A 22,724-nucleotide genomic window follows, 5' to 3' on the forward strand; every position below is an offset into this window, starting at 1 on the left:
CGATGACGGCGTTCTTCGTCCATGACAGGGGGCTGTGCGAAAGCGCCGCGATCGGTGCCGGCACCCGGATCTGGGCCTTCACCCACGTCCTGCCCGGAGCGCGGATCGGCGCCGAGTGCAACATCTGCGACCATGTCTTCATCGAGAACGACGTGGTGGTCGGCGACCGGGTGACGATCAAAAGCGGGGTCCAGCTGTGGGACGGGGTCCGGCTTGAGGACGACGTGTTCATCGGCCCCAACGTGAGCTTCACCAACGACCGTTTTCCCCGCAGCAAGGTCTATCCCGAGCGTTTCCTGACCACCATCGTCCGGCGCGGGGCCTCGATCGGGGCCGGCGCCACCCTGCTGCCGGGGATCGAGATCGGGGTCCGGGCCTGCGTCGGCGCCGGGGCGGTGGTGACCGGCTCGATCCCGCCCAACGCCATCGCCGTCGGCAATCCGGCCCGGATCATCGGCTATGTCGATGACGGCGCGCCATCGGGGCGGGCGGGGTGCGAGACGGTCGATCCGGCGGCGCCGCTGGTCGAAAGCGGGGTGGGCGGGGTGCGGCTTCACAACCTGCCGCAGTTCCGCGATTCGCGCGGCGACCTGTCGGTGGGCGAGTTCGAACGCTCGGTGCCGTTCACCCCCCGGCGCTACTTCCTGGTCCATGGCGTGCCGTCGCGCGAAACCCGGGGCCAGCACGCCCACCGCGCCTGTCACCAGTTCCTGATCTGCGTCGCCGGCAGTTGCAACCTGCTGGTCGATGACGGGACCAACCGGCGCGAATTCGTGCTTGGCCGTCCCTCGCTCGGGGTTCATCTCCCGCCGATGGTGTGGGGGACGCTCTATAATTACAGCCGGGACGCGGTGCTGCTGGTGTTCGCCTCGGATTTCTACGACCCGGCGGACTACATCCGCGATTATGGCGACTTCCTCGCCCTCGCCGCCGGTTGAGGCCGGCCGCACCCCACCAGGGACTTCGATGACATGACCGTCCGATCCGACCTTGTCCCCGCCCGTGGCGGCCTGTCCGCGCTGTGGCCCCGGCCGACCCCGGACGAGGGCCGCCTGCTGCTCGGTCTCGCCGCGCTGTTCGTGCTGTTCCATTTTTATCAACTGGCCAATTTCGCCCTGTCGATCGACGACGAATTCGCCCTGCTGTCGCGTCCGGCGTCGGTCTGGCTGGGGCAGGGGCGGTTCATCCCCTATCTGGTCGAACGCTTCCTGATCAGCCGTCAGGTGATGCCGGTGGTGCCGACCCTGCTGTTCGGCCTGGGGGCGGTGGTGGGCTACCTGCTGCTGCTGCGGGCGTGGCGGCTGAGCGGGGAGCGGCTGGCGGCGCTGGTCTGCTTTCCGCTGTTCTGCGCCTTTCCGCTGTGGGCGCATCTGCTCGCCTTCCAGAGCAACACCCCGTCGGTCGGAATCGGGCTGGCGGCCTCCGGCTACGCCGCCTGGCTGTTCCGCGAGATGGGCGAGGGGCCGGCCGGGATGCCCCGTCTGCCCGGCCTGGGCGCGCTGTTGCTGGCCGGGGCGGTGGCGGTCGGCTGCTACCAGTCGTTCGTGCTGGTGGTGGCGGTGGGACTGGCGCTGACGATCCTGGCGACGGCGCTGAAGGCGGAGGAGCGGCCGGCGGGCGCGCTGCGGCGCGACATCGGCCGCGCCGGGCTGACCCTGCTCGGCATCCTGGCGGTCTATCTGGCGATCCAGCGTCTGATGATGGTCCTGGTGACCGCGGGGTCCGACGACCCGCAGGCGCCGACCGACTACATCCTCGCCTATGTCCAGCCCGGCCTGCTGCTGGACTCCCCGCTGGCGGTGATCGGCACGGCATTGGGGCAGGCGGTGGCGGTCTATGGCGGCCGGGCGGCGGCCTATGGCGAGGCGGAACCGCTGTTCGGGGTGTTTTCGTTCGCGGTGGCGGCGCTGGTGGTGGCGGCCGGCTGGCGGCGCCAGGGGGGGCGTGGCGCGGTGTTGGCGGCGGCGGTGGTGGCGGTGGTGCTGGCGCTGCCCTTCGCCATCAATCTGATGAACCGGGGCGCCATGCCGACCCGTTCGCTGTTCGCGGCGCCGGTGGCGTTGGCCGGTCTCGGGCTGATCGGGCTGACCGCGGCGCCGCTCCGGCTGCGCCGGGCCGGGTTCGTCCTGGCCGGGGCGGTGTTGGTGACGATCCTGGTGGTCAACGGGCGTTACGACACCAACCGGGCGCTGGGGCAGATCCATGACCAGCAGATCGCAGCGGCGCTGGGAGAGCGTCTGGCCCAGTTCGTTGATCCCAACCGGCCGCGTGCCGGGCTGTCGATCTATGTTTCCGGCGGGTTGCCGTTCGTCCCGCCCTATCCCCCGGTTGCCGACACCAGCATCGGGGCGTCCTTCTTCGCCTGGGACAATGGCAATGCCGCCCGCATCGTCTCCTATCTGCGCCATCTCGGCTATCAGGTTGGTGGGCGGAGCCAGATCGGGCCCGAGGAGGCCCGGCGCCGCGACGCCCTGTTCGCCCAGATGCCGGCCTGGCCGGCCCTGGGGGCGGTGCGGCGGCTGGATGAGCACACCGTGCTGGTCAAGCTGGCGAAGCCGTCTCCGGGCGGCGACCAGACCGCGTCTGCCCCGGTCGAGCCGCCGCCGTTCTTCCGCCTGTCGACCGCGCCCCGGGCCAGCTGGACCGTGGTCAACGCCGTGGCCACGCCCGATCCCGCCGGCCTGCTGACCGTCGTCGCCGAAGCCGATCCCCAACTGGTGGTCCGGCCCGTCGCCCCGCCGGCGCTGGCGGCCTGCTTCCGGGTGGTGCTGCGTGCCCGGCTGGCGGTGGAGAAGGAGGACGTCGTCCAATTGTTCTACCGGGTGCCCGGTCAGGCCGACTTCAGCGAAGAGGCCTCGGTGCTGAGCGCGATCCGGCCGCGCGCCGACGGCGGCCTGTCCGATGTGACGCTCGAGGTGGCGAGCCCGTCCGGTTTTGTCGATGCTTTCCGCTTCGATCCGGTCAATTCCGCGCAGCGGATCCGCCTCGCCGAACTGACCCTGTCCTGCGCGGCGGTGGAACCGCGGTAAAAAAACAGGGTCACCGGGGAGCCCCCTGGCAAGGCTCGATTCGCGGGCTCCGCCCACCCCCGCCAAGGGCCTTGCGGCCCTTGCAACCCTTTCCTTGCCCTTCGCGCGGCAAACCTCCGCGCCCAAGCTGAACATCCTGTCCGGGCCCGACCATCAAAGGGTTCCAAGGGCCTTGCGGCCCTTGGCGGGGGTGGGCGGAGCCCACATTCCCCCGAAACCCGACGATCAGTCGAACGGGGTGCCGTTGCGCAGACGCTGGAGGAAATCGAGGATCGGCTTTTCCGCCCCCTGGTCCCACAGATCGTCATGGTGGGCCAGCGGCAGGAACGCCGCTTCCTTGTCCGCGGCGGGGGCGGCGGCGAGCAGGGCCTGGGCCATCGCCGGCGGGGTCAGGCGGTCGAGCTGGCCATGGACGATCAGCAGCGGCGCGGCGAGGCGGCCGATCCGGCGCAGATTGTCGAAGCGGTCGCGCATCAGCAGCCGGGCCAGCGCCACCGGCACGTAAGGCGGCGCGAGGTCGGCGAGCGCGGTGAACGGGCATTCGAGGATCACCCCGCGCGGGCTGATCCGCTCGGTCAGGGCCAGGGCCACGCCGCAGCCGATCGATTCCCCCCACAGCACGATCCGGTTGGCGGGGACGCCGCGCCCGGCCAGCCAGTCGAGGATGGCTGCGCCGTCGGCGGTGAGGTCGCGTTCGCTCGGCCGGCCGGAATTGCCGCCATAGCCGCGATATTCGGCCATGAACACGCCATAGCCGGCATCGAGCAGCAGCCGGGCCTTGTGGGCGCGGGCGGCGTTGGTGCCGGCATTGCCGTGGAACATCACCAGGGTGGCGGCGAGCGGATGCAGCGGTGGGGCGTACCACGAGGTGATCAGGCGGCCGTCGGCGCCGCGCACCGGCACCGGCACCAGATCGGACAGGCCGATGTCGGCGGGATCGGTGCGGGTGGGGTCGGGGCGGTAGATCATCTCGCGCTGGAACAGGGCGAGGCCCAGCAGCCCGAGCAGATAAAGGCCGGCCACCAGACCGGTCGCCGCCAGCAACGCCGTCACCATCGTCATCTCTCCCGCACGATCGGGGCCCACGGACGACGATGTCCGTGGGCCCCGCCGAGACAGACTTTACGAGGAAATCAGGCGCGATTCATCCGGTTCTCGATCAGATCGTCCACCACGCCCGGATCGGCCAGGGTCGAGGTGTCGCCGAGGGCGTCGAACTGGTTCTCGGCGATCTTGCGCAGGATGCGGCGCATGATCTTGCCCGAGCGGGTCTTGGGCAGGCCGGGCGACCACTGGATCAGGTCGGGGCTGGCGATCGGGCCGATCTCCTTGCGCACCCAATTGACCAGTTCCTTGCGCAGTTCCTCGGTCGGCTCCTCGTCGGCGACCAGGGTGACGTAGGCGTAGATGCCCTGGCCCTTGATCTCGTGCGGATAGCCGACCACGGCGGCCTCGGCCACCTTGGGATGGGCGACCAGGGCGGATTCGACCTCGGCGGTGCCCATGCGGTGGCCGGAGACGTTGATCACGTCATCGACCCGGCCGGTGATCCAGTAATAGCCGTCGGCGTCGCGCCGCGCCCCGTCGCCGGTGAAATACATCCCCTTGTAGGTCGAGAAGTAGGTCTGGACGAAGCGTTCATGGTCGCCATAGACGGTGCGCATCTGGCCCGGCCAGGATTCGGCGATGCAGAGGTTGCCCTCGACCGCGCCGTCGAGCACCTTGCCCTCGGCATCGACCATCACCGGCTTGACGCCGAAGAACGGGCGGGTGGCCGAGCCCGGCTTCAGCGGGGTGGCGCCGGGCAGCGGGGTGATCAGGATGCCGCCGGTCTCGGTCTGCCACCAGGTGTCGACGATCGGGCAACGATCGTCGCCGACGACGCGGTGGTACCAGGTCCAGGCCTCGGGATTGATCGGCTCGCCGACCGAGCCGAGCAGGCGCAGGCTGGCGCGGCTGGTCTTCTTGACCGGCTCCTCGCCCTCGCGCATCAGGGCGCGGATCGCGGTGGGGGCGGTGTAGAAGATGGTGACCTTGTGCTTGTCGATCACCTCCCAGAAGCGCGACACGGTCGGGTAGTTGGGCACGCCTTCGAACATCAGGGTGGTGGCGCCGTTGGCGAGCGGGCCATAGACGATGTAGGAATGGCCGGTGACCCAGCCGACATCGGCGGTGCACCAGTAGACGTCGCCCTCGTGATAGTCGAACACGTACTGGTGGGTCATCGAGGCATAGACCAGATAGCCGCCGCTGGTGTGCAGCACGCCCTTCGGCTTGCCGGTCGAGCCCGAGGTATAGAGGATGAACAGCGGATCTTCGGCGTCGATCTCCACCGGCTGGTGGGTCGGCGCGGCGGCCTGGGTGATCTCGTGATACCAATGATCGCGGCCGGCGGTCATCTGGACCGCGCCGCCGGTGCGCTTGACCACGATCACGTTCCGGACCGACCCGGAGGTCTCCAGCGCCTTGTCGGCATTGGCCTTCAGCGGCACCTTGCGCCCGCCGCGCAGGCCCTCGTCGGCGGTGATCAGCAGCGACGAGGCACAGTCCTGCAACCGCCCGGCCAGCGAATCCGGCGAAAAGCCGCCGAACACCACCGAATGGATCGCGCCGATGCGGGCGCAGGCCAGCATCGCCACCGCCGCCTCGGGGATCATCGGCAGGTAGATGGTGACGCGGTCGCCCTTGGCGACGCCGAGCGCGGTCATCGCATTGGCGAGGCGGCAGACCCGCTCGTGCAGGTCGCGATAGGTGATCGCCGCGGATTCGTTCGGGTCGTCGCCTTCCCACAGAATCGCGGTCTGGTCGCCACGGGTGGCGAGGTGGCGGTCGAGGCAGTTGGCGGCAACATTGAGGCTGCCGTCATGGAACCAGCGGATGTGAACATCGCCGCTGAAGGAAACATCGCGGACCTTGGTGAACGGCTTGATCCAGTCGATCCGGCGCCCGTGCTCGGCCCAGAACCCCTCGGGATCCTGGATCGAGCGCTCATACCAGGCGGCATAAGTCTCGGCATCGATCCAGGCGGACTTGGCAAGCTCGGCGGGAACGGAATAAACCTCGGTCATCGCGGGCAGTCTCCCAAATTTTTTATGTTTTACCTTTCGCCGCCAAGGCCAGCCGGGCGGGAAAGGGCCTTTCCTCGTCGCGAACGACGGTGGGATTATGTGCGAGTCTGCCATGCGAAACAAGCATGACTGGGAAGGGCCTTGCGGCCACCCGAACGGGCTGGGAGAGACCCGCTCTCGCCGCACCACCCCTCGGGGCGGGCGGCCTGCCGCCGGCACGGGGGGCATCCACCCCCCGGCGGCGGGGTGGGGCGGCGGCGCCGCCCCGTTTTCCTCAGGGCCGGGCGCGCTTGAACAAGCTGACCTCGACCGAGGCGAACAGGCCGGCCTTGGCATAAGGATCGGCGGCGAGGAAGGCGTCGAGACCGGCGCGATCGGGGAAGTCGAGCACCAGCAGGCTGCCGACCATCGCCTCGCCGGCCGCGTCGAGCAGCGGCCCGGCCAGCACCACCTGCGCCGCGTGGGCGTCGAGATGGGCGAGATGGGCGGCGCGGTTGTCGAGACGGACCTGAAGCTGCCCCGGCTTGTCCTGACAGCGAACCACGAACATGATATGACCCTCCATGAAATTAAATCAGGCCACGCTGGGGGCATGGCCTTGGCAAATCAAACCGGCCTCGCCTCGAGACGAGGCCAAGCAAGCTGAAGGGTAGCGATGGAAGCCCACGAAACCCATGAAAAAATCCACGAGGCGGCCCACGGTCACGGCGAACATGGCGCCGGCGACAAGGTCTCGCTCAACCGCAAGATCGCGGTGGGGATCAGCATCCTGGCCGCCGCGCTGGCGATCGTCGAGGCCGCCGGCAAGAGTGCCCAGAACAACTCGATCTCGGCCAACATCGAGGCGGCCAATCTGTGGTCGTTCTTCCAGGCCAAGACCATCCGCATGACGACGATGGAAACCGCCGCCGACGCGGTCGAGGGCCTGACCACCGGCGCCGGCCTGCCCGAGGCCACCAGCGAGGCGGTGGCCAAGAAGGTTGCCGACTGGCGCGCCACCGCCCAGCGTTACCGCTCCGAGCCGGAAACCGGCGAGGGCCGCAAGGAACTGGCGGCGCGGGCCAAGGCGGCGGAGGAAGCCCGCGACCACGCGCTGGCTTCGTACCATCTGTACGAATACGGCGCGGCGGCGTTGCAGATCGCGATCGTGCTTTGTTCGGCGGCGACAGTCACCGGGGCCACCGTGCTGGCGCTGGGGGCCGGTGGGCTCGGACTGGTCGGGGTCGGCTTCGCCCTGCTGGCCTGGCTGGCGCCGACGCTGATTCACTTGTAAGGGAACCAGCGCGGGCGCTGCCCGCACCCGCCAGGGGCCGCAAGGCCCCTGGACCCCGTCGATGGTCGGGCGCGGGCGTTTGCCGCGCGAAGGTCAGGGAAAGGGATCCAAGGGCCTTGCGGCCCTTGGCGGGTCCGGGCGGAGCCCGGCGAAGCGGCCAGAAAAAAAGGCCAGGCCCCCTTGTTACAGCGCCTGTCGGGCCCGTTCGCGCAGGCTGGCGTTTTCGCCGCCGGCGAGGCGGATCGCCTCGGCCGCCTCGATCAGGCAATCGGTGTTGTGCCGCTCGGTATTGTCGAGGCTCCAGCCGGCATTGCGGCCCTCGGCGGACAGCATCGCCGCCTCGGTCCCCAGCGCCTGGGCCTGATCGAACAGGGCGGCGGCGCGGGCGGCGTGGCGGCCGGCCGGGCTGGCCGCCGCCTCGGCGGCGGCGGTGGCGGTGGCGGCGCTGCGATCGTCGCCGCGCAGCCAGCCATGGGCCCACTCGGTCCAGACGGTGGCCTTCTCCTGCTCCAGCGCGTGCAGGATGGCGAAGGCGACCGACTGGGCGATGGTGAGATCGTCGCCGAGGCTCATGACGCCGCTCCCTCGCGCGGACGGCGCCGCACCGTCTTGGGATCGGCGGTGATCGGACGGTAGATCTCGATCCGGGCCCCTTCCTCGACCACCGCGTCGAGCGCGGTGGCCTTGCCGAAGATGCCGACCTTCTGGGTCTCGAGGTCGATCTCGGGGAACTGGCGCAGGATGCCCGAGCGCTCGATCGCGTCCTTGACGGTGCTGCCGTCCGGCACGTCGATGTTGAGCCAGGACTGGCGCGCCGGGGTGGCGTAGACGACTCCGACCTTCATCTCTCCAATCCCTCCGTTAGACGCTGTGGGCGCCGGCCATGCGGATTTCCTTGCCGGCGGCAAGGTCGATCATCCGCTTGGCGACCAGCACCAGGCCGGTGGCAAGGAAGCCGCCGGGCGGCAGGATCGCCAGCAGCACGCCGCTGTCGGCCGGCATCACCCGCAGTTCCATGAAGTGGAACGCCGGGCCCAGCAGCAGGGCGGCGTCGGCGAAGATGGTGCCGTTGCCGATCATCTCGCGGAAGGCGCCGATGACCATCAGGGCCAGGGTGAAGCCGATCCCCATGAACAGGCCGTCCATGAAGGAACGCGACACCGGCTCCTTGGCGGCGAAGGCTTCAAGCCGGGCCAGCGGCAGGCAGTTCGACACGATCAGCGGGATGAACAGGCCGAGCACCTTGTACATCTCGTGCATCCAGGCGTTCATCGACAGGTCGACCAGGGTGGTCAGCGAGGCGATGATCAGGATGTAGACCGGGATGCGGACTTCCTGGGTGATGGTGTTGCGGAACAGCGCGACCAGCAGGCTCGATCCGGCCATCACCAGGGTGGTGGCGATGCCGAGGCCGAGGCCGTTGGTGGCGCTGGTGGTCACCGCCATGGTCGGACACATGCCGAGCAGCATGGCGATGACGCCGTTGTTCTCCCACAGGCCGTCCTTGATGATCGTCTTGTACGGGGTAGCCATCAGCGGGCCTCCAGCAGCGCGGTTTTATGGTCCTCGAAGAAATGCAGGCCCTGGCGGATCGCTCCGACCACCCCGCGCGGGGTGATGGTCGCGCCGGAGAACTGGTCGAACTGACCGCCGTCCTTCTTGACCTTCCACTTTTCCTCGACCGGGTTGCCGAGCGACAGCCCGTTGAAGCGCAGGATCCAGTCGCCCTTGTCGACCTGGATCTTGTCGCCCAGGCCGGGGGTCTCCTTGTGGGTGATCACCCGCACGCCGAGGATCTTGCCCTCGGCGTCGAGGCCAAGCATCAGCCGGATCGGGCCGGCATAGCCGCTGCCGGTGATCTGGTAGGCGACGCCGGTGACCACGCCGCCCTTGGTGGCGCGATAGACGGTGACGTCCTCGCCATGCTCGTTCTTGAGGGTGACGATGTCATGCACCGGCGAATTGTCGTGGATCGCGGCGGGCAGCACCTGGGCCAGCGAACGTTCCTTGTCTTCCAGCACCCGCTGCTTGATGTCGTTGCGGGTCAGGTCGTCGGTCTCGGCCAGCACGACCCCGAAGGCCAGGCAGAACGCCCCCAGGATCGAGGCGTGAATCCAGGTGGCGCGGCTCATTTGTTTCCCTCGTTCAGCGGCAGCGGCTCGCCCTTGCGGGTACGGCCGAAGGCACGCGGCCGGACATGGTGGTCGATGATCGGGGTCAGCGCGTTCATCAGCAGCACCGCGAAGGCCATGCCCTCGGGATAGCCGGCGAAGGTGCGGATGACCCAGGTGAGCAGGCCGACGCCGAAGCCGAACACCAGCTGGCCGGACTTCGACACCGGCGAGGTGACGTAGTCGGTGGCGATGAAGAAGGCGCCGAGCATGGTGGCGCCCGACAGCACGTGGAACCAGCCGGGGGTGAAGCGGGCCGGGTCGATCGCGTTGAACAGGGTGCCCAGCACGAACAGGGTGGCGATCACCGCGACCGGGACGTGCCAGGAGATCACCCGCTTGGCCAGCAGGAACAGGCCGCCCAGCAGGATCAGCACCGCCGAGGTCTCGCCGAAGCTGCCGGCATGGGCCCCCATCGCCAGCGAGGTCAGATCGGGGATGTCGGTGATCGACTGGCTGACCGGGATGCCGCGCGACAGCTCGGTCTTGATGTGGCCGAGCGCCGAGGCGGCGCTGACGCTGTCGAAGGCGTGCGAGCCGCCGAAGATGATGCCGATCGCGTCAAGCAGCCCGGGCGTGCCGGCGTCGCCGAGATGGGTCGGCGCGACGAAGCTGGTCATCGGCAGCGGGAACGAGACCAGCACCGCGATGCGGCCGACCATCGCCGGGTTGAACACGTTCTGGCCGAGGCCGCCGAACGCCTGCTTGGCGATGCAGATCGCGAAGACGGCGGCGATGAAGCACACCCACCACGGCGCCCACGGCGGCATGCTCATCGCGAGCAGCCAGCCGGTCAGCACCGCCGAACCGTCGGTGAGGGTGGCCGACACCGGGCGCTTGGCGAGGAAGAGGCAGAGCGCCTCGAGCCCGACACAGGACAGCACGGTGACCAGGAACATCAACGCCGCCGGCCAGCCGAACAGCCAGATGTCGTACAGCGTGGCGGGAAGCAGCGCCACCAGCACCAGGGTCATGGTGCGGGAGACGCTGGACGGAGCGTGGGTGAACGGTCCGCTCTTATCGACGGCGATTTTCATGCCTCAGCCTTGTTCACGTCGGTGGTTTGCGATGCGGCCTGGGCGCGGGCGGCCGCGGCGGCGGCGGCGGCGGCGCGCTTGGCCTCGGCCGCCCGCTCCAGGCGGGCGGTGCGGGCGGCGACCAGCGCCTTGGTCTGCTCGGTCTTGCGGCGCTCGGCGTCGAGCGCGTTGAGCCGGCCCTTGGCGTAGTTGAAGTAATGGACCAGCGGAACGTAGGACGGGCAGATGTAGGAACAGGACCCGCACGACACGCAGTCGCGCAGCCCGATCGCCGCCGCTTCCTCCAGCCGCTCGTTGCGGATCAGCGCGGCCATCTCGACCGGGACCAGCCCGCACGGGCAGATCGACACGCAGGTGCCGCAGCGGATGCAGGGCTGGGTCGGCCGCTCGTTGACCTCGGCCGCGGTCAGCGCCAGCACGCCCGAGGTGCCCTTGACCACCGGCACGCGGGTGTCGGGGATCGGCTGGCCCATCATCGGCCCGCCGCTGACCAGCCGCTTGACCTCCTTGGTGAGGTTGCCGCAGAAGGCGAGCAGGTCGTCGATCGGGGTGCCGAGCGGCACTTCGACGTTGTTGGGGGTGACCACGCCGCGCCCGGACACGGTGACGACGCGCGACAGCAGCGGCCGGCCGTGGCGGACGGCGTGATGGACCGCCCGCGCGGTGGCGACGTTGTGGACCAGCACGCCGACATCGGCGGTCAGCTTGCGCGCCGGGGTCTCGCGCCCGGTCACCGCCTGGGTCAGGTGGCGTTCGGCACCCATCGGATACTGCACCGGCACGCCGACGATGCGGACGTTGGCGAAGGCGGTGGCGGCCTTCAGCATCGCCGCCTGGGCCTCGGGCTTGTTGTCCTCGATCGCGATCACCACCTGGGGCGCGCCGAGGGCGTGGGCCATGATGCGGGCGCCGTCGATCACCTCGTCGGCCTTCTCGCGCATCACCCGGTCGTCGCAGGTGAGGTAGGGTTCGCACTCGGCGCCGTTGAGCAGCAGGATCTCGAGCCGGTTGCGGTCGCCGAGGCCGAGCTTGACCGCCGAGGGGAAGGTGGCGCCGCCGAGACCGACGATGCCGCATTCGGCGACCCGGGCGCGGATCTCCTGCGAGCCGGCCTGGAACGGATCGGCGATCGGGGCCGGCAGCTCGGCCCACTGATCACGCCCGTCGCTCTTCAGCACGATGGTCAGCATCGGCAGACCGGACGGGTGGGGCGCGGTGCGCTCCTCGATCGCGATGATGGTGCCGGAGGTGGGGGCATGGACCGGAGCGGACACCGCCCCCTGGCCCCGCGCCAGCATCTGGCCCTTCAGCACCTGATCGCCGACCTTGACCACGGTGCTGGCGGCGGCGCCCATGTGCTGCTGGACCGGCAGGGTGAGAACCGCCGGGATCGGCAGCGCGACGATCGGCTTCTCGCTGGTCAGTTCCTTGCGGTATTCGGGGTGAATCCCGCCCTTGATGGGAAACAACTTCATCTCAACCGTCGCTCCTCGAGCGCTTGCAGATCAGACAACGGGGACGGCGGATTACTTCGCCGCCGCGAGCGGGGTGCCGGGCTTGGCCCAGTGCCAGGTCGCCAGGGTCGGCAGCACCGGGCGCATCGCGATCGCCTCGGTCGGGCAGACCTTGACGCACTTGCCGCAGGCGTGACAGACGTCGGCGATGACGGTGTGGACCTGCTTGGCGGCGCCGACGATGGCGTCGGTGCCGCAATCATTGGCGCAGCGCAGGCAGCCGATGCACAGGTCCTCGTTGATGAAGGCGACCTGGGGACCGACATCCTCGGCGACGTCATGGCCGTCGAGGCTGACGCCCAGGCGCTTGGCCAGGGCCTCGGCGGTGGCGGCGCCGCCCGGGATGCAGGCGGAGACCGAGGCGTGACCCTCGGCCAAAGCGGCGGCGAACTGCTGACAGCCGACGAAGCCGCACTGGCCGCATTGCGAGCCGGGCAGCATCGCCTGGAGTTCGGCCTCGAGCGGATCGGCCTCGACGGCGAGGTAACGGGCGGCGATGCCGAGCAGGCCGCCCAGGGTGACGCCCATGGCGGCGAGGCCGCCGACTGCGATCAACATGGTGTGCTCTCCCTAGTTGGTGGCCATGCCGGAAAAGCCCATGAAGGCCAGGGCCAGCAGGCTGGCGGTGAGGAAGCCGACCGGCGGGCCGGCGAACAGGCGCGGCACCTGGGCCAGCGCGATGCGTTCGCGCAGGCCGGCGAAGATGATCATCACCAGGCTGTAGCCGAGCGCCGAGGCGAAGCCGAACACGGTGGCCTTGACGAACGACATCTCGCCCTCGACCAGCAGCAGGGCCAGGCCGAGCACGGCGCAGTTGGTGGTGATCAGCGGCAGGTAGATGCCGAGCAGCTTGAACAGCGACGGCGACACCTTGCGCACGGTCATTTCGGTGAACTGCACCGCCGCCGCGATCACCAGGATGAAGGTGACGGTGCGCAGATAGCCGATGTCATAGGGCTCGAGCAGATATTTCTGCACCGCCCAGTCGCCCATGCAGGAGACGGTGATCACGAAGGTGGTCGCCGCGCTCATGCCGATCGCGGTTTCCTGCTTGGTGGTCACGCCCATGAACGAACAGAGGCCGAGGAAGCGGGCCAACACCACGTTGTTGACCAGCGCCGCGCCGACGATCAGCAGCAATAAATCGTGCATCGAGACCTAATCCCTTACCCAAGGTCGGTATGGCAGCCCTGACCCGTGCCGGGGCCATAGGCGCGACGAATGAAGTGAGGCGACAGATCGCCCCGGCGGCTGAGGCGGGCGGCGACGAGGCGGGCGAGGCCGATGCCGACCCCCAGTCCGACCGCGGCGGCGACCATCGTGCGGGTTTCGCCGCCCCCGGCCTGATCCATCACCACCATCGACCCCATCATGGTCAGCAGCGGGATGGCGTAGGCGGTCAGCGAGGCGCGCACCAGCCGTTCCGCCCCCAGGCCGACCACCACCCGGTCGCCGATCTCGACGCCGGGCGGGGTGGCCATGGTGAAACGCTTGGCCAGCTTGCGCCGGGCCGAGCCCGGGCCGGCCGTCCCGCACAGGGCGGCCGACATGCAGCCGGAACAGGAGCTGCTCGGCTCGGGTTCGAGGATCGCCAGCCCGCGGTCGAAGCCGACCACCCGGGCCACCGCCTCGAGCGGGCCTTCTCCCACCGGCATCCCCGCCGGTTCTGTCGCCGGATCCGTGCCCATCATCGCCTCCGGTCAGCCGATCAGGCCGTCACCGTGGCGGTGACGCCGTCGGGGGTGACGAAGATCGCGGTCTCGCCGCCGGCGGCGCGCAGGATCGCCTGACGCCGCTCGGCCGGGGCCAGCAGCAGCGCCGTCGACAGCCCGTCGGCCTGGGTCGCGGTGGGGGCGACCACCGACACGCCGACCAGCGCCGGCGCGGTCTGGCCGGTGCGGGAATCGATCAGGTGGGTGAAGCGGCCGGCATCGTCGAACAGGGTGCCGTAGCCGCCCGAGGTCGAAACCGCCTTGTTGACGACGTCGATCTCGCTGACGGCGCGGTTGGGATCGGCCGGGTTGGCGATGCCGATCTTCCAGGCCGAGCCGTCGGGCTTGGGCTCAAGCGCGCGCTGTTCGCCCATGTCGACCAGCATGCTGGAGAAGCCGTGGTCGCGCAGGATCTGGGCGACGCGGTCGGTGATGTAGCCCTGGGCGCCGGAATTGAGGGTGACCGCCATGCCGGGCCGGGCCAGGGTGACGCGGCGGGCGAGCGGGTCGATCTCGATCCCGCGCCAGTCGACCAGGGCCAGGGCGGCCTTGAGGTCCTCGGCGGCGGGGCCGTTGGGATCGGGGTTGGCGGCGGTGAAATGGCGGAAATAGAGCTGCCACACCGGCTGGATGGTCGGGTCGTAGACGCCGTCGCTGATCCGGGCCAGCTCGCGGGCGCGGGTCAGCATCTCGATCATCTCGGGCGAGGCGGACTCGAGCCGGCCGTCACGGTTGAGGGCGGAGAGTTCCGAATCCGCGCGATAGACGCTGAAGATCTGCTCCAGCCGGGCCAGTTCGGCCAGCCCCGCCTCGATCGCGGCGCGGGCCTGGGCCTCGTCGGTGTGATAAAGCTGGATGGTGGACGGCGCGCCGAGGGTGGTGCCCTCCCAGCGGATCAGGCGGGCGGCCTGGGCCTGGCTGGCGTGCCAGATCAGCGGCAGGCCGGCCGCGGCGGCCAGCACGGTGATGGCGCGACGGCGGGTGATACGGACGGACATGGAACCTGATGCCTCCTCCAGCGGGCTATCCACGGTCGGGGCGGCGTCGCCCCCGAAGGGATGGATATGCTCAAAAACTAGCCATTTTGTCAAACATGCTCAAAAAAGCGCCTGGGGTGTATCCTAGGCTACCCGAAAGCAGGGTGCAAGCCCTACCTCCCCGCCTTGGTTCGACGCTGGGTTGATGACCCGAGCGCCGACTTTGGCGGACTTCGCCTATTGTGCGATGCACCACTTGCGCATGGCTGGCATGTTTAACCGAAAAATGGGGGGGCGGCGCCACGAAAATTCACGCCTGGGCGGGTGTGACAGCGAAGTGACATAAGGATAACTATCCGGAAGGATATAATTCACCCCGGCGGCCGCACCAGCCCGAACCAGTAATCCTCAACCCGATGGATCGCGTGGAACAGCGCGTCGATGTCGAACGGCTTGGCGAAGTAGCCGCCGGCGCCGGCGCGGTAGGCCGAGGCGACGTCGCTGCTGGCGGTCGAGGTTGACATCATCACCACCGGCAGGTGGCTGAGGCGGGGGTCGGCGCGGATCTCGCCCAGCAGTTCGAACCCGTTCATCCGTGGCATGTTGATGTCGAGCAGCACCAGATGCGGCATCGGCGCGATCGGGGCGGGGGATTCGTGGGGAGGCGACGCGGGTCGCAGCCGGGCCAGGGCCTCGATGCCGTCGCGGGCATGTTCGACCACGCAGGGATAGGGGCCGATTCCGATCGCTTCCGACACCAGGGCGATGTCGCCGGCGTCGTCGTCGACAACCAGCACGCGGTAGGGGGTGGGGGGATTCATGCGCGGCGGGGGTACCTTTCGGGGTGGGTGCGGCTCCTATCCCTCGCCGAGGTTGTGGCGGCGGGCCGGCCGAAGACGGTCATCCTAGCGCCGACGCGGGCGGCGTGCCAAGCGCCCCGGTGTTTTTTGCAAACCCCCCTTGCCATCCGGGGGATGATTGGGTATACACGCCGCCAGAGACGCACACGCACGTGCCTATGGCCCGTTGGGGTTATGCAACGACGATCGCGTCCTTTTTGGAGAAGACGGCTGTAACGGCCGGTCCCCGAAAGGGAGGTGGACATGGTTGTGACCCGCGAAGGGGCTCAAATCCCCCGAATGGAAAAAAGTATGTGACGGCGGCCGCGCCGGAGCCGGGGCTCCGGGCGTTGCGGCCGCCGAACGGTTTTCGGCTCCTGCCCCCCTTGTCCGAGGGGCGCGGGTGCGAAGCCCGTGTGCGATTCGCAATCCACAATGGCTCGGGAACGACGACAACGACGGGAGATCCCATGAAATGAAGCATTTCGCGTTTGACGGACGATTGGTGGTGGTTGGGTTCGGCAGCATCGGACAGGGGGTGATGCCGCTTATCTTGCGTCACATCGCGATCGATCCGGCCCGGATCACCATCATCACCGCCGACGAACGCGGCCATGACGTCGCCAACGAATATGGTCTGCGCTTCATCAATCAGGCTCTGACCCGCGCCGATTATCAGGACCGCCTGTCGGCCCTGCTCGGTCCGGGCGATTTCCTGCTCAACCTGTCGGTCGATGTCTCCTCGATCGCCCTGGTCGAGCTGTGCCGCCAGCGCGGCGCGCTCTATCTCGACACCTGCATCGAGCCCTGGGCCGGCGGCTATACCGATCCCAGCCTCAGCCCCAGCCTGCGCTCCAACTACGCCCTGCGCGAATCGATGCTCGGCCTGCGCGCCGGGGCGGGGGCCAATGACCCCACCGCGTTGATCACCCATGGCGCCAATCCCGGGCTGGTGTCGCATTTCGTCAAGCGGGCGCTGCTCGACGTCGCCGCCGCCTGCGGCCTCGACGCCACCCGCCCGGCCGACCGGGCCGGCTGGGCCGATCTGGCCCGCCGCGCCGGGGTCAAGGTGATCCACATCGCCGAGCGCGACACCCAGATCGCCGACCGTCCCAAGCAGCGCGGTGAGTTCGTCAACACCTGGTCGATCGACGGCTTCGTCGGCGAGGGCTGCCAGCCGGCCGAACTCGGCTGGGGCAGCCATGAAAAGGCGCTGCCGCCCGACGGCCGCCGCCACGATTTCGGCTGCGATTCGGCGATCTATCTGATGCGGCCGGGCGCCAGCCAGCGGGTGCGGACCTGGACCCCGCAGGAAGGGCCGTTCCACGGCTTCCTGATCACCCACAGCGAATCGATCTCGATCGCCGATTTCCTCACCGTGCGCGACAACGGCGCGGTGGTCTATCGGCCGACCTGTCATTACGCCTATCATCCCTGCGACGACGCCATCACCTCGCTGCATGAACTGGCCGGCAAGACCTGGCAGCAGCAGCCGGTGCAGCGGCTGATGATGAACGAGATCACCGCCGGTATCGACGAACTCGGCGTGCTGCTGGCCGGGCATGGCAAGGGCGCCTACTGGTACGGCTCGCAGCTGTCGGTGGGCGAGGCCCGTTCGCTGGCCCCGCACAACAACGCCACCAGCCTTCAGGTCACCGCCGCGGTGCTGTCGGGGATGATCTGGGCGATGGAGAACCCGAATCGCGGCATCGTCGAGCCGGACGAGGTCGATTTCGAGCGGATCCTCGACCTGTGCCGGCCCTATCTCGGGCCGGTGGTCGGCGCCTTCACCGACTGGACCCCGCTCGACGGGCGCGAGGCGCTGTTCCCCGAGGACATCGATCGCGACGATCCCTGGCAGTTCCGCAATATTCGGGTGCTGTAGAAAAAAAACGCGGGCTCTGCCCGCACCCGCACGCGGGCTCCGCCCGCACCCGCCAGGAGCCAGCGGCTCCTGGACCTGCTTCGATCGAAAAAGGGGGAGGTCTGGAGGCGTCAGCCTCCAGGCGGGGCCGCGGGCGGTAGCCCGCGTAACGTGTTGGTATTGCGCGCCGAAGGCGCGCGGGGGCGGCAGCCCCGCTATTTGCGCGGCTTGGCCCGGGCGGTCGGTTCGGCCTGCATCGGGTCGTCCGGCCACCAGTGCTTGGGGTACTGGCCCTTGAGGTCGGCCCGCACCTGACGGTAGGCGTTGGCCCAGAAGCTGGCCAGATCCCGTGTCACCTGGACCGGGCGCCGGGCCGGCGACAGCAGGTGCAGCAGCAGCGGCACCCGGCCCTCGGCGATGCGCGGCGTCTCGGCGCAGCCGAACATTTCCTGCAATCGCACCGCCAGCACCGGCACCTCGCCATCGTAATCGATCGGCAGGCGCGAGCCGGACGGTACCGTCACGTGGGTCGGGGCCAGCGTGTCCAGCCGGCGGCGCTGGTCGTAGGGCAGCAGGCCCTCCAGCGCGGCGGCGAGGTCGAGCCGGGCCAGATGGGCCCGCCGGGTCAGGCCGGGCAGGTAGGGCACCAGCCAGTCTTCCAGCGTTGCCAGCAAGGTTGGGTCGGACAAATCCGGCCAGCCGGCTTCGGGGTCGAGGCCGGCCAGGAAGGCGACCCGGCGGCGCAGGGTGCGCAGCGCCGGGGTCCAGGGCAGGCATTCCAGGCCGAGGCCGCGCACGCCTTCGGCCATCGCCTGGGCCAGCGCCGCCGGGTCGGGGCGGTCGAGCGGCTTGTCCTCCAGCGCCAGCCGGCCGAGCCGGCGCTGGCGGCGGGCGGCGACGCTTTCCTCGCGCGGGTCCCAGGCACAGATCTCCACCATTTCGATCGATTCGGCGAAATCCTGCTCGATCTCGGCCAGGGTGATCGGGGTGGCGAGGTAGATTTTCGCCTCGCGCCGGTCGCCGTCCTGATCGGCCACCACCAGCCACGGCTCGCCGGCCAGCGGGTCGGCCGGGTCGAGCAGCGCGCCGGGGCCGTCGCTCAGCAGGTAACGCGGCTCGCCGCCGGGGCGGCGGCGGGCGATCCGGTCGGGATAGGCGAAGGCCAGCACCCGGCCGGCCTCGTCGGGGCTGCCATCCTGTTCCCCCCCGCGCAGGCCGAGCCGGCGGCGGACGTCGCGCGCCGACTGACGGATCCGCGCCAGCACGCCGCGATCGGCGGCGGGGTCGCCCTCGCCGCGCAGCAGGCGCAGCCGGCGGCGCAGGTCGGCGTCGCGGGCGGTGCCGCGCAACGGGTCGCGTTCCTCCAGCAGGGCGGCGAGGTCGCAGGCCAGCCCGCCCAGCCCCTCTTGCCGCGCCGCCAGCAGCATGTGGGCGAGGCGGGGATGCAGCGGCAGCCGGGCCATCTCGCGTCCGTGGGCGGTGATGCGGCCGGCGCGGTCGAGCGCGCCGAGCCCGATCAGCAGGGTGCGGGCGGCGGCGAGGTGGGCGGCGGGGGGTGGGTCGAGCCAGGCCAGCGTGGCGGGGTCGGCCACCCCCCAGCGGGCGAGGTCGAGCGCCAGCGGGGCGAGGTCGGCGACCTCGATCTCGGCGGGCGGGCGGGGGGCGAGGGCGCGGTCCTCGGCCTCGCTCCACAGCCGGACGCAGCGGCCGGGGGCGACGCGGCCGGCGCGGCCCCGCCGCTGGTCGGCGGCGGCGCGCGACACCGGCAGGGTCACCAGCCGGGTCATCCCCGAGCCGGGATCGAACCGCGGCGCGCGGGCGAGGCCGGCATCGACCACCACCCGCACCCCCTCGATCGTCAGCGAGGTCTCGGCGATCGCGGTGGCCAGCACCAGCTTGCGCCGGCCGGGCGGGGCCGGGCCGATCGCCGCGTCCTGGGCGGCGGCGGGCAGGTCGCCATACAGCGGGACGACGTCGAGTCCGCTCCGTCCGGGCCGCTCGCCGAGGCGGGCGGCGACGCGGCGGATCTCGGCGCTGCCGGGCAGGAACACCAGCCCGTCGCCGTCGCTGTCTTCCATCGCCTGAAGCGCGGCCTGGGCCACCGCCTCGGCGAAGCGGCGGGGCTCGGGGCGGGCGAGGTGGACCGTCTCGACCGGAAAGGCGCGGCCGGGGCTGTCGATCACCGGCACCTCGCCCATCAGCCGGGCCACCGGGGCGCCGTCGAGGGTGGCCGACATCACCAGCAGGCGCAGATCCTCGCGCAGCCCCTGCTGGGCTTCCAGCGCCAGGGCGAGGCCGAGATCGGCGTGCAGCGAACGTTCATGGAACTCGTCGAAGATCACCAGCCCGATTCCCGGCAGTGACGGATCGTCCTGCAACATCCGGGTCAGGATTCCCTCGGTCACCACCTCGATCCGGGTGGCGGGGCCGACGCGGGATTCGAACCGCACCCGCCAGCCGACGGTGGCGCCGGGCTCCTCGCCCAGTTCGGCCGCCATCCGCCGCGCCGCCGCGCGCGCCGCCAGCCGGCGCGGCTCCAGCATCACGATCTTGCCGCCGCCCAGCCAGGGCGCGTCGCGCAGCGCCAGCGGCACCCGGGTGGTCTTGCCGGCGCCGGGCGGGGCCAGCAGCACCGCGCCGGAATGGGCGGCGAGGGCGGCGCGCAGTTCGGGCAGGACCGAATCGATCGGCAGGGGCGCAGGAGGGGGCAGGGTCATTACTTATAGGGCCTGTTTCTCGCCGAATAATTTCCCGGGGGTGCTTGCAATCGGCACGATCTTAGGAAAGAGTCACCCCGTATGGCCCGTGGGGGGCTTGGTTGCAAGGAGGTCAGTATGAAGGTCAGCAAGATTTCCGGGATGATGGTTGGGGCCGCGCTGCTGGCGCTGCCGGCGATGGCGTCGGCCGCCGATGCGCCGGCGGCGTTCACCGCCTGCAAGGCCTGTCACAGCGTCGAGGCGGGCAAGAACGGGGTCGGCCCCAGCCTCGCCGGCATCTATGGCCGCAAGCTCGGTCAGGCGCCGGGCTTCAAATATTCCGACGCCCATCTGAAGTTCGCCAGCCAGACCGTCGATGACGCCTTCCTGACCAAGTATCTGGCCAATCCGAAGGAGGTCATCCCCGGCAACAAGATGGTGTTCGCCGGCCTCAAGAGCGCCGACGATGTCAATGCCGTGATCGCCTATCTCAAGACCCTGAAATAGGCGACGGCCCGTGGGGCGGTGGCGGGGGGCCGCCGCCCCACGGCTCCCGCCCGCCCGGGGGGCGCGCCCTCCGCCGCCGTGCCGGCCGGTCCGGCAGCTTTTATTTTCCAAACCGCGAAAAACGACGGCGTCGCCCCCATCTATCGGTTTGACCGGGGCAGGGGTCCCGGTTCGGCGTGTTCGCCCGGGCCGCGAGGAGGGCTCCAAGCTACTCGATTGGAGTAGGTTTTTCCCTACTCCAGGGCCAACCTCGCTCTTGAATTTGTCACAGTCATAAGGGATAACCGGGACCTCGCGCCTCAAACCATTCTGCGCAGTGGGAGATACCGTTGATGTTGACCTTCAGAAAGCTGGCCCTGGCTGCCGCCGTCGCTGCCGTCGCCATTGTCGCCGCTCCGTTTGCCGCTTCCGCCGCCGAAGAGCCGGCCGCGTTCAAGCAGTGCCGCGCCTGTCACAGCCCGGAAGCCGGTAAGAATGGCGTCGGCCCGAGCCTGTTCGGCGCCTATGGCCGCAAGATCGGTCAGGCCCCGAACTACAAGTATTCGCCGGCCCACCTGTCGCATGCCGACCAGACCATCGACGAAGCCTTCCTGACCAAGTACCTGGCCAACCCGAAGGAAGTCATCCCCGGCAACAAGATGATCTTCGCCGGTCTCAAGAACCCGGCCGACGTGACCGCGGTGATCGCCTACCTGAAGAGCCTCAAGTAGGCTGATCCCCGGCGACCTCGCCGAAAAGCCGCCGTGCCCTGGCTGGGGAACGGCGGCTTTTTTGCGTCGGGATGATGTCGGCGCGGGTGTTGGCCGCGCGAAGGTCTGGGAAAGGGTTCCAAGGGCCTTGCGGCCCTTGGCGGGTGCGGGCGGCGCCCGCGAACGGTTTAGCCCCGTCCTTGTCCCTCAGCGCCGGGCGTTGAGGTCCTCGGCCAACGAACGGGCGCGACCGAGCTGACGGCCCAGGCTCTTGCCCAGGGCGTCGCGGGCCTCGGCGGCGCCGGCCTGCCCGAGCTGGGCGGCACGATCATAGAGCACGTAGGCCCGCAGCGGATCCTTGCCGGGGAAGCCCTCGCCCCGGGCGGCCATGCCGGCCAGCAGCATCGTCGCGGCGGGGTGGCGCTGGTGGGCGGCGGCTTCGAGCCAGCGCGCCGCCGAAATCTGGTCGATCGCCAGTTCGCTGCCCTCGGCCAGGGTCTTGCCCAGGGTGTACTGGGCCTCGGCGTCGCCATCCTCGGCGGCCAGGGTCAGCCAGCGCGCCCCCTCGTCGATGCCGGGGCGGAGATGGACCGCCTTGTCGCCGGCATCGGCGGGCGGGGTGGCGTACCAGATCGGGCCGAGCGGGCGGTTGTGGCGCTCGGCGTCCTTGACGGTCCAGGATTCCTCGTCGGGCACCCGCCACGCGGCGGGGCGGGACAGCAGCAGCCGGCCCAATCCGGTGCGGGCCTCGGAATCGCCCTGGAGCAAAGCGGCGCGGCGCAGCCAGGATTCGGCCTGGGCCGGATCGGGGGCGATGCCGGCGCCGGCTTCATAGGCGGCGGCCAGGGCGATCGCGGCGCGGGGCTGGCCGCGCCGGGCGAGGTCGCCGATCCAGCTGGCGCCCTCGATGCCGCCGACCGAACGGATCTGGCCGGCGACGAACAGGTCGGCCCAGCGCTGGCGGGCCTTCATGTCGCCGAGCTGGGCGGCGCGGTACCACCATTGCCCGGCGCGTTCCAGGCTGCGCGGCACCCCGGCGCCTTCCTCGCAGGCCCTGGCCGCCTCGACGGCGGCGGCGGCGCTGCCATGGACGGCGGCAAGGCCGAACCAGACATAGGCCTGACGCAGCGATTCGGCCCCCCGGCGTTTGCGGGCGGCGAGGCCGGCCTGGTACTGGGCCTCGGCATCGCCGCGGGCGGCGGTGGCGGCGGCCCGGGCGGGCTCGCCGGTGGTGGCCTTGCCCGGGCCGGCCGCGATCGCCGTCAGGGGGAACGTCAGGGCGATCAGCGCGGCGGCGCAGGCGGCGGTCCTCATCAACGAAAACTTTCCGTAGCCTCGGGGTGGGGCC

The 22,724-nt window shown here is 70.0% G+C and carries 22 protein-coding genes; 6 read left to right on the forward strand and 16 right to left on the reverse strand.

Translation table 11 applies throughout. From position 1 onward, the window contains the following. Positions 1-2: 2 nt before the first annotated feature. Both ACFSNB_RS00080 and ACFSNB_RS00085 read left to right on the forward strand, forming a co-directional pair. Positions 3-938 (forward strand): WxcM-like domain-containing protein, encoded by a 936-nt coding sequence (locus tag ACFSNB_RS00080; RefSeq protein WP_377313309.1) that lies wholly within the window; start codon positions 3-5, stop codon positions 936-938. 33 nt (positions 939-971) lie between these two features. Further along, positions 972-3,029: a glucosyltransferase domain-containing protein gene (locus ACFSNB_RS00085; protein ID WP_377313311.1), complete on the forward strand. Its 2,058-nt coding sequence runs from the start codon at positions 972-974 to the stop codon at positions 3,027-3,029. Positions 3,030-3,254: 225 nt separating this feature from the next. Here ACFSNB_RS00085 and ACFSNB_RS00090 read toward each other — a convergent pair whose 3' ends face one another. The 3 genes from ACFSNB_RS00090 to ACFSNB_RS00100 all read right to left on the reverse strand — a co-directional run bounded on the left by ACFSNB_RS00090 (position 3,255) and on the right by ACFSNB_RS00100 (position 6,647). After that, entirely contained in the window at positions 3,255-4,115 is an 861-nt protein-coding gene (locus tag ACFSNB_RS00090; RefSeq protein WP_377313313.1) for an alpha/beta hydrolase, read from the reverse strand. 47 nt (positions 4,116-4,162) lie between these two features. After that, the gene (acs, locus tag ACFSNB_RS00095) at positions 4,163-6,097 is read right to left on the reverse strand and encodes an acetate--CoA ligase (RefSeq protein WP_377313315.1); all 1,935 of its coding nucleotides are present in this window, start codon (positions 6,095-6,097) and stop codon (positions 4,163-4,165) included. A gap of 274 nt (positions 6,098-6,371) precedes the next feature. Further along, complete coding sequence (locus ACFSNB_RS00100) at positions 6,372-6,647, reverse strand: YciI family protein (protein ID WP_377313317.1); 276 nt, start codon at positions 6,645-6,647, stop codon at positions 6,372-6,374. Positions 6,648-6,752: 105 nt separating this feature from the next. Between ACFSNB_RS00100 and ACFSNB_RS00105 the strand changes: the two genes are divergently transcribed. After that, positions 6,753-7,370 (forward strand): DUF4337 family protein, encoded by a 618-nt coding sequence (locus ACFSNB_RS00105; protein ID WP_377313319.1) that lies wholly within the window; start codon positions 6,753-6,755, stop codon positions 7,368-7,370. Between the two features lie 183 nt (positions 7,371-7,553). Here the strand turns inward: ACFSNB_RS00105 and ACFSNB_RS00110 are convergent, their stop codons facing one another. The 11 genes from ACFSNB_RS00110 to ACFSNB_RS00160 all read right to left on the reverse strand — a co-directional run bounded on the left by ACFSNB_RS00110 (position 7,554) and on the right by ACFSNB_RS00160 (position 15,602). After that, positions 7,554-7,943: a hypothetical protein gene (locus ACFSNB_RS00110; RefSeq protein ID WP_377313321.1), complete on the reverse strand. Its 390-nt coding sequence runs from the start codon at positions 7,941-7,943 to the stop codon at positions 7,554-7,556. Continuing rightward, positions 7,940-8,215, reverse strand: coding sequence for an RnfH family protein (locus tag ACFSNB_RS00115; RefSeq protein ID WP_377313323.1), 276 nt, complete (start codon positions 8,213-8,215; stop codon positions 7,940-7,942). Before ACFSNB_RS00115 ends, ACFSNB_RS00110 begins: the two co-directional genes overlap by 4 nt. A gap of 16 nt (positions 8,216-8,231) precedes the next feature. Beyond that, positions 8,232-8,903 carry an electron transport complex subunit E gene (locus ACFSNB_RS00120; protein WP_377313325.1) on the reverse strand — a complete coding sequence of 224 codons (672 nt, stop codon included), beginning with the start codon at positions 8,901-8,903 and terminating at the stop codon, positions 8,232-8,234. Next, entirely contained in the window at positions 8,903-9,502 is a 600-nt protein-coding gene (gene rsxG, locus ACFSNB_RS00125; RefSeq protein WP_377313327.1) for an electron transport complex subunit RsxG, read from the reverse strand. The genes ACFSNB_RS00120 and rsxG overlap by 1 nt, the downstream gene beginning before the upstream one ends. Further along, the gene (locus ACFSNB_RS00130; RefSeq protein WP_377313329.1) at positions 9,499-10,578 is read right to left on the reverse strand and encodes an RnfABCDGE type electron transport complex subunit D; all 1,080 of its coding nucleotides are present in this window, start codon (positions 10,576-10,578) and stop codon (positions 9,499-9,501) included. Before ACFSNB_RS00130 ends, rsxG begins: the two co-directional genes overlap by 4 nt. After that, on the reverse strand, positions 10,575-12,053 hold the full coding sequence (gene rsxC / locus ACFSNB_RS00135; protein WP_377313330.1) for an electron transport complex subunit RsxC: 1,479 nt from the start codon (positions 12,051-12,053) through the stop codon (positions 10,575-10,577). The genes ACFSNB_RS00130 and rsxC overlap by 4 nt, the downstream gene beginning before the upstream one ends. A 51-nt stretch (positions 12,054-12,104) precedes the next feature. Beyond that, on the reverse strand, positions 12,105-12,650 hold the full coding sequence (locus ACFSNB_RS00140) for an RnfABCDGE type electron transport complex subunit B (protein ID WP_377313332.1): 546 nt from the start codon (positions 12,648-12,650) through the stop codon (positions 12,105-12,107). Between the two features lie 12 nt (positions 12,651-12,662). Then, positions 12,663-13,244 (reverse strand): electron transport complex subunit RsxA, encoded by a 582-nt coding sequence (rsxA, locus tag ACFSNB_RS00145; RefSeq protein ID WP_377313334.1) that lies wholly within the window; start codon positions 13,242-13,244, stop codon positions 12,663-12,665. Positions 13,245-13,258: 14 nt separating this feature from the next. Continuing rightward, positions 13,259-13,747 (reverse strand): SoxR reducing system RseC family protein, encoded by a 489-nt coding sequence (locus ACFSNB_RS00150; protein WP_377313336.1) that lies wholly within the window; start codon positions 13,745-13,747, stop codon positions 13,259-13,261. Positions 13,748-13,800: 53 nt separating this feature from the next. Then, positions 13,801-14,802 (reverse strand): FAD:protein FMN transferase, encoded by a 1,002-nt coding sequence (locus ACFSNB_RS00155; protein WP_377313338.1) that lies wholly within the window; start codon positions 14,800-14,802, stop codon positions 13,801-13,803. Positions 14,803-15,152: 350 nt separating this feature from the next. After that, positions 15,153-15,602 carry a response regulator gene (locus ACFSNB_RS00160; RefSeq protein ID WP_377313340.1) on the reverse strand — a complete coding sequence of 150 codons (450 nt, stop codon included), beginning with the start codon at positions 15,600-15,602 and terminating at the stop codon, positions 15,153-15,155. Between the two features lie 493 nt (positions 15,603-16,095). Here ACFSNB_RS00160 and ACFSNB_RS00165 point away from each other — a divergent pair, with 493 nt between their 5' ends. Next, positions 16,096-17,505, forward strand: coding sequence for a homospermidine synthase (locus tag ACFSNB_RS00165; protein WP_377313342.1), 1,410 nt, complete (start codon positions 16,096-16,098; stop codon positions 17,503-17,505). Positions 17,506-17,699: 194 nt separating this feature from the next. On the opposite strand, the gene hrpB is transcribed toward ACFSNB_RS00165, so the two are convergent. Then, entirely contained in the window at positions 17,700-20,201 is a 2,502-nt protein-coding gene (gene hrpB / locus ACFSNB_RS00170) for an ATP-dependent helicase HrpB (RefSeq protein WP_377313344.1), read from the reverse strand. A 117-nt stretch (positions 20,202-20,318) separates the two neighbouring features. On the opposite strand from hrpB, the gene ACFSNB_RS00175 reads away from it, so the two are divergent. Both ACFSNB_RS00175 and ACFSNB_RS00180 read left to right on the forward strand, forming a co-directional pair. Further along, positions 20,319-20,687, forward strand: a complete 369-nt coding sequence (locus ACFSNB_RS00175) for a c-type cytochrome (protein ID WP_377313346.1) — start codon at positions 20,319-20,321, stop codon at positions 20,685-20,687. A 332-nt stretch (positions 20,688-21,019) separates the two neighbouring features. Further along, positions 21,020-21,397, forward strand: coding sequence for a c-type cytochrome (locus ACFSNB_RS00180; RefSeq protein WP_377313642.1), 378 nt, complete (start codon positions 21,020-21,022; stop codon positions 21,395-21,397). 186 nt (positions 21,398-21,583) lie between these two features. Here ACFSNB_RS00180 and ACFSNB_RS00185 read toward each other — a convergent pair whose 3' ends face one another. After that, a complete protein-coding gene (locus ACFSNB_RS00185) occupies positions 21,584-22,690 on the reverse strand; it encodes a tetratricopeptide repeat protein (protein WP_377313348.1) in 1,107 nt (368 codons plus the stop codon). Positions 22,691-22,724: the final 34 nt, after the last annotated feature.

This window comes from Phaeospirillum tilakii (genome assembly GCF_042683125.1).
Lineage (GTDB): Bacteria > Pseudomonadota > Alphaproteobacteria > Rhodospirillales > Magnetospirillaceae > Phaeospirillum > Phaeospirillum tilakii.

Bases quoted from the DNA above. Each gene is read 5' to 3' on its own strand.
- ACFSNB_RS00080 (WP_377313309.1), top strand. From the start codon at position 3: ATGACGGCGTTCTTCGTCCATGACAGGGGGCTGTGCGAAAGCGCCGCG.
- ACFSNB_RS00085 (WP_377313311.1), top strand. From the start codon at position 972: ATGACCGTCCGATCCGACCTTGTCCCCGCCCGTGGCGGCCTGTCCGCG.
- acs (WP_377313315.1), bottom strand. From the start codon at position 6,097: ATGACCGAGGTTTATTCCGTTCCCGCCGAGCTTGCCAAGTCCGCCTGG.
- ACFSNB_RS00100 (WP_377313317.1), bottom strand. From the start codon at position 6,647: ATGTTCGTGGTTCGCTGTCAGGACAAGCCGGGGCAGCTTCAGGTCCGT.
- ACFSNB_RS00105 (WP_377313319.1), top strand. From the start codon at position 6,753: ATGGAAGCCCACGAAACCCATGAAAAAATCCACGAGGCGGCCCACGGT.
- ACFSNB_RS00110 (WP_377313321.1), bottom strand. From the start codon at position 7,943: ATGAGCCTCGGCGACGATCTCACCATCGCCCAGTCGGTCGCCTTCGCC.
- ACFSNB_RS00115 (WP_377313323.1), bottom strand. From the start codon at position 8,215: ATGAAGGTCGGAGTCGTCTACGCCACCCCGGCGCGCCAGTCCTGGCTC.
- ACFSNB_RS00120 (WP_377313325.1), bottom strand. From the start codon at position 8,903: ATGGCTACCCCGTACAAGACGATCATCAAGGACGGCCTGTGGGAGAAC.
- rsxG (WP_377313327.1), bottom strand. From the start codon at position 9,502: ATGAGCCGCGCCACCTGGATTCACGCCTCGATCCTGGGGGCGTTCTGC.
- ACFSNB_RS00130 (WP_377313329.1), bottom strand. From the start codon at position 10,578: ATGAAAATCGCCGTCGATAAGAGCGGACCGTTCACCCACGCTCCGTCC.
- rsxC (WP_377313330.1), bottom strand. From the start codon at position 12,053: ATGAAGTTGTTTCCCATCAAGGGCGGGATTCACCCCGAATACCGCAAG.
- ACFSNB_RS00140 (WP_377313332.1), bottom strand. From the start codon at position 12,650: ATGTTGATCGCAGTCGGCGGCCTCGCCGCCATGGGCGTCACCCTGGGC.
- rsxA (WP_377313334.1), bottom strand. From the start codon at position 13,244: ATGCACGATTTATTGCTGCTGATCGTCGGCGCGGCGCTGGTCAACAAC.
- ACFSNB_RS00150 (WP_377313336.1), bottom strand. From the start codon at position 13,747: ATGCCGGTGGGAGAAGGCCCGCTCGAGGCGGTGGCCCGGGTGGTCGGC.
- ACFSNB_RS00155 (WP_377313338.1), bottom strand. From the start codon at position 14,802: ATGTCCGTCCGTATCACCCGCCGTCGCGCCATCACCGTGCTGGCCGCC.
- ACFSNB_RS00160 (WP_377313340.1), bottom strand. From the start codon at position 15,602: ATGAATCCCCCCACCCCCTACCGCGTGCTGGTTGTCGACGACGACGCC.
- ACFSNB_RS00165 (WP_377313342.1), top strand. From the start codon at position 16,096: ATGAAGCATTTCGCGTTTGACGGACGATTGGTGGTGGTTGGGTTCGGC.
- hrpB (WP_377313344.1), bottom strand. From the start codon at position 20,201: ATGACCCTGCCCCCTCCTGCGCCCCTGCCGATCGATTCGGTCCTGCCC.
- ACFSNB_RS00175 (WP_377313346.1), top strand. From the start codon at position 20,319: ATGAAGGTCAGCAAGATTTCCGGGATGATGGTTGGGGCCGCGCTGCTG.
- ACFSNB_RS00180 (WP_377313642.1), top strand. From the start codon at position 21,020: ATGTTGACCTTCAGAAAGCTGGCCCTGGCTGCCGCCGTCGCTGCCGTC.
- ACFSNB_RS00185 (WP_377313348.1), bottom strand. From the start codon at position 22,690: ATGAGGACCGCCGCCTGCGCCGCCGCGCTGATCGCCCTGACGTTCCCC.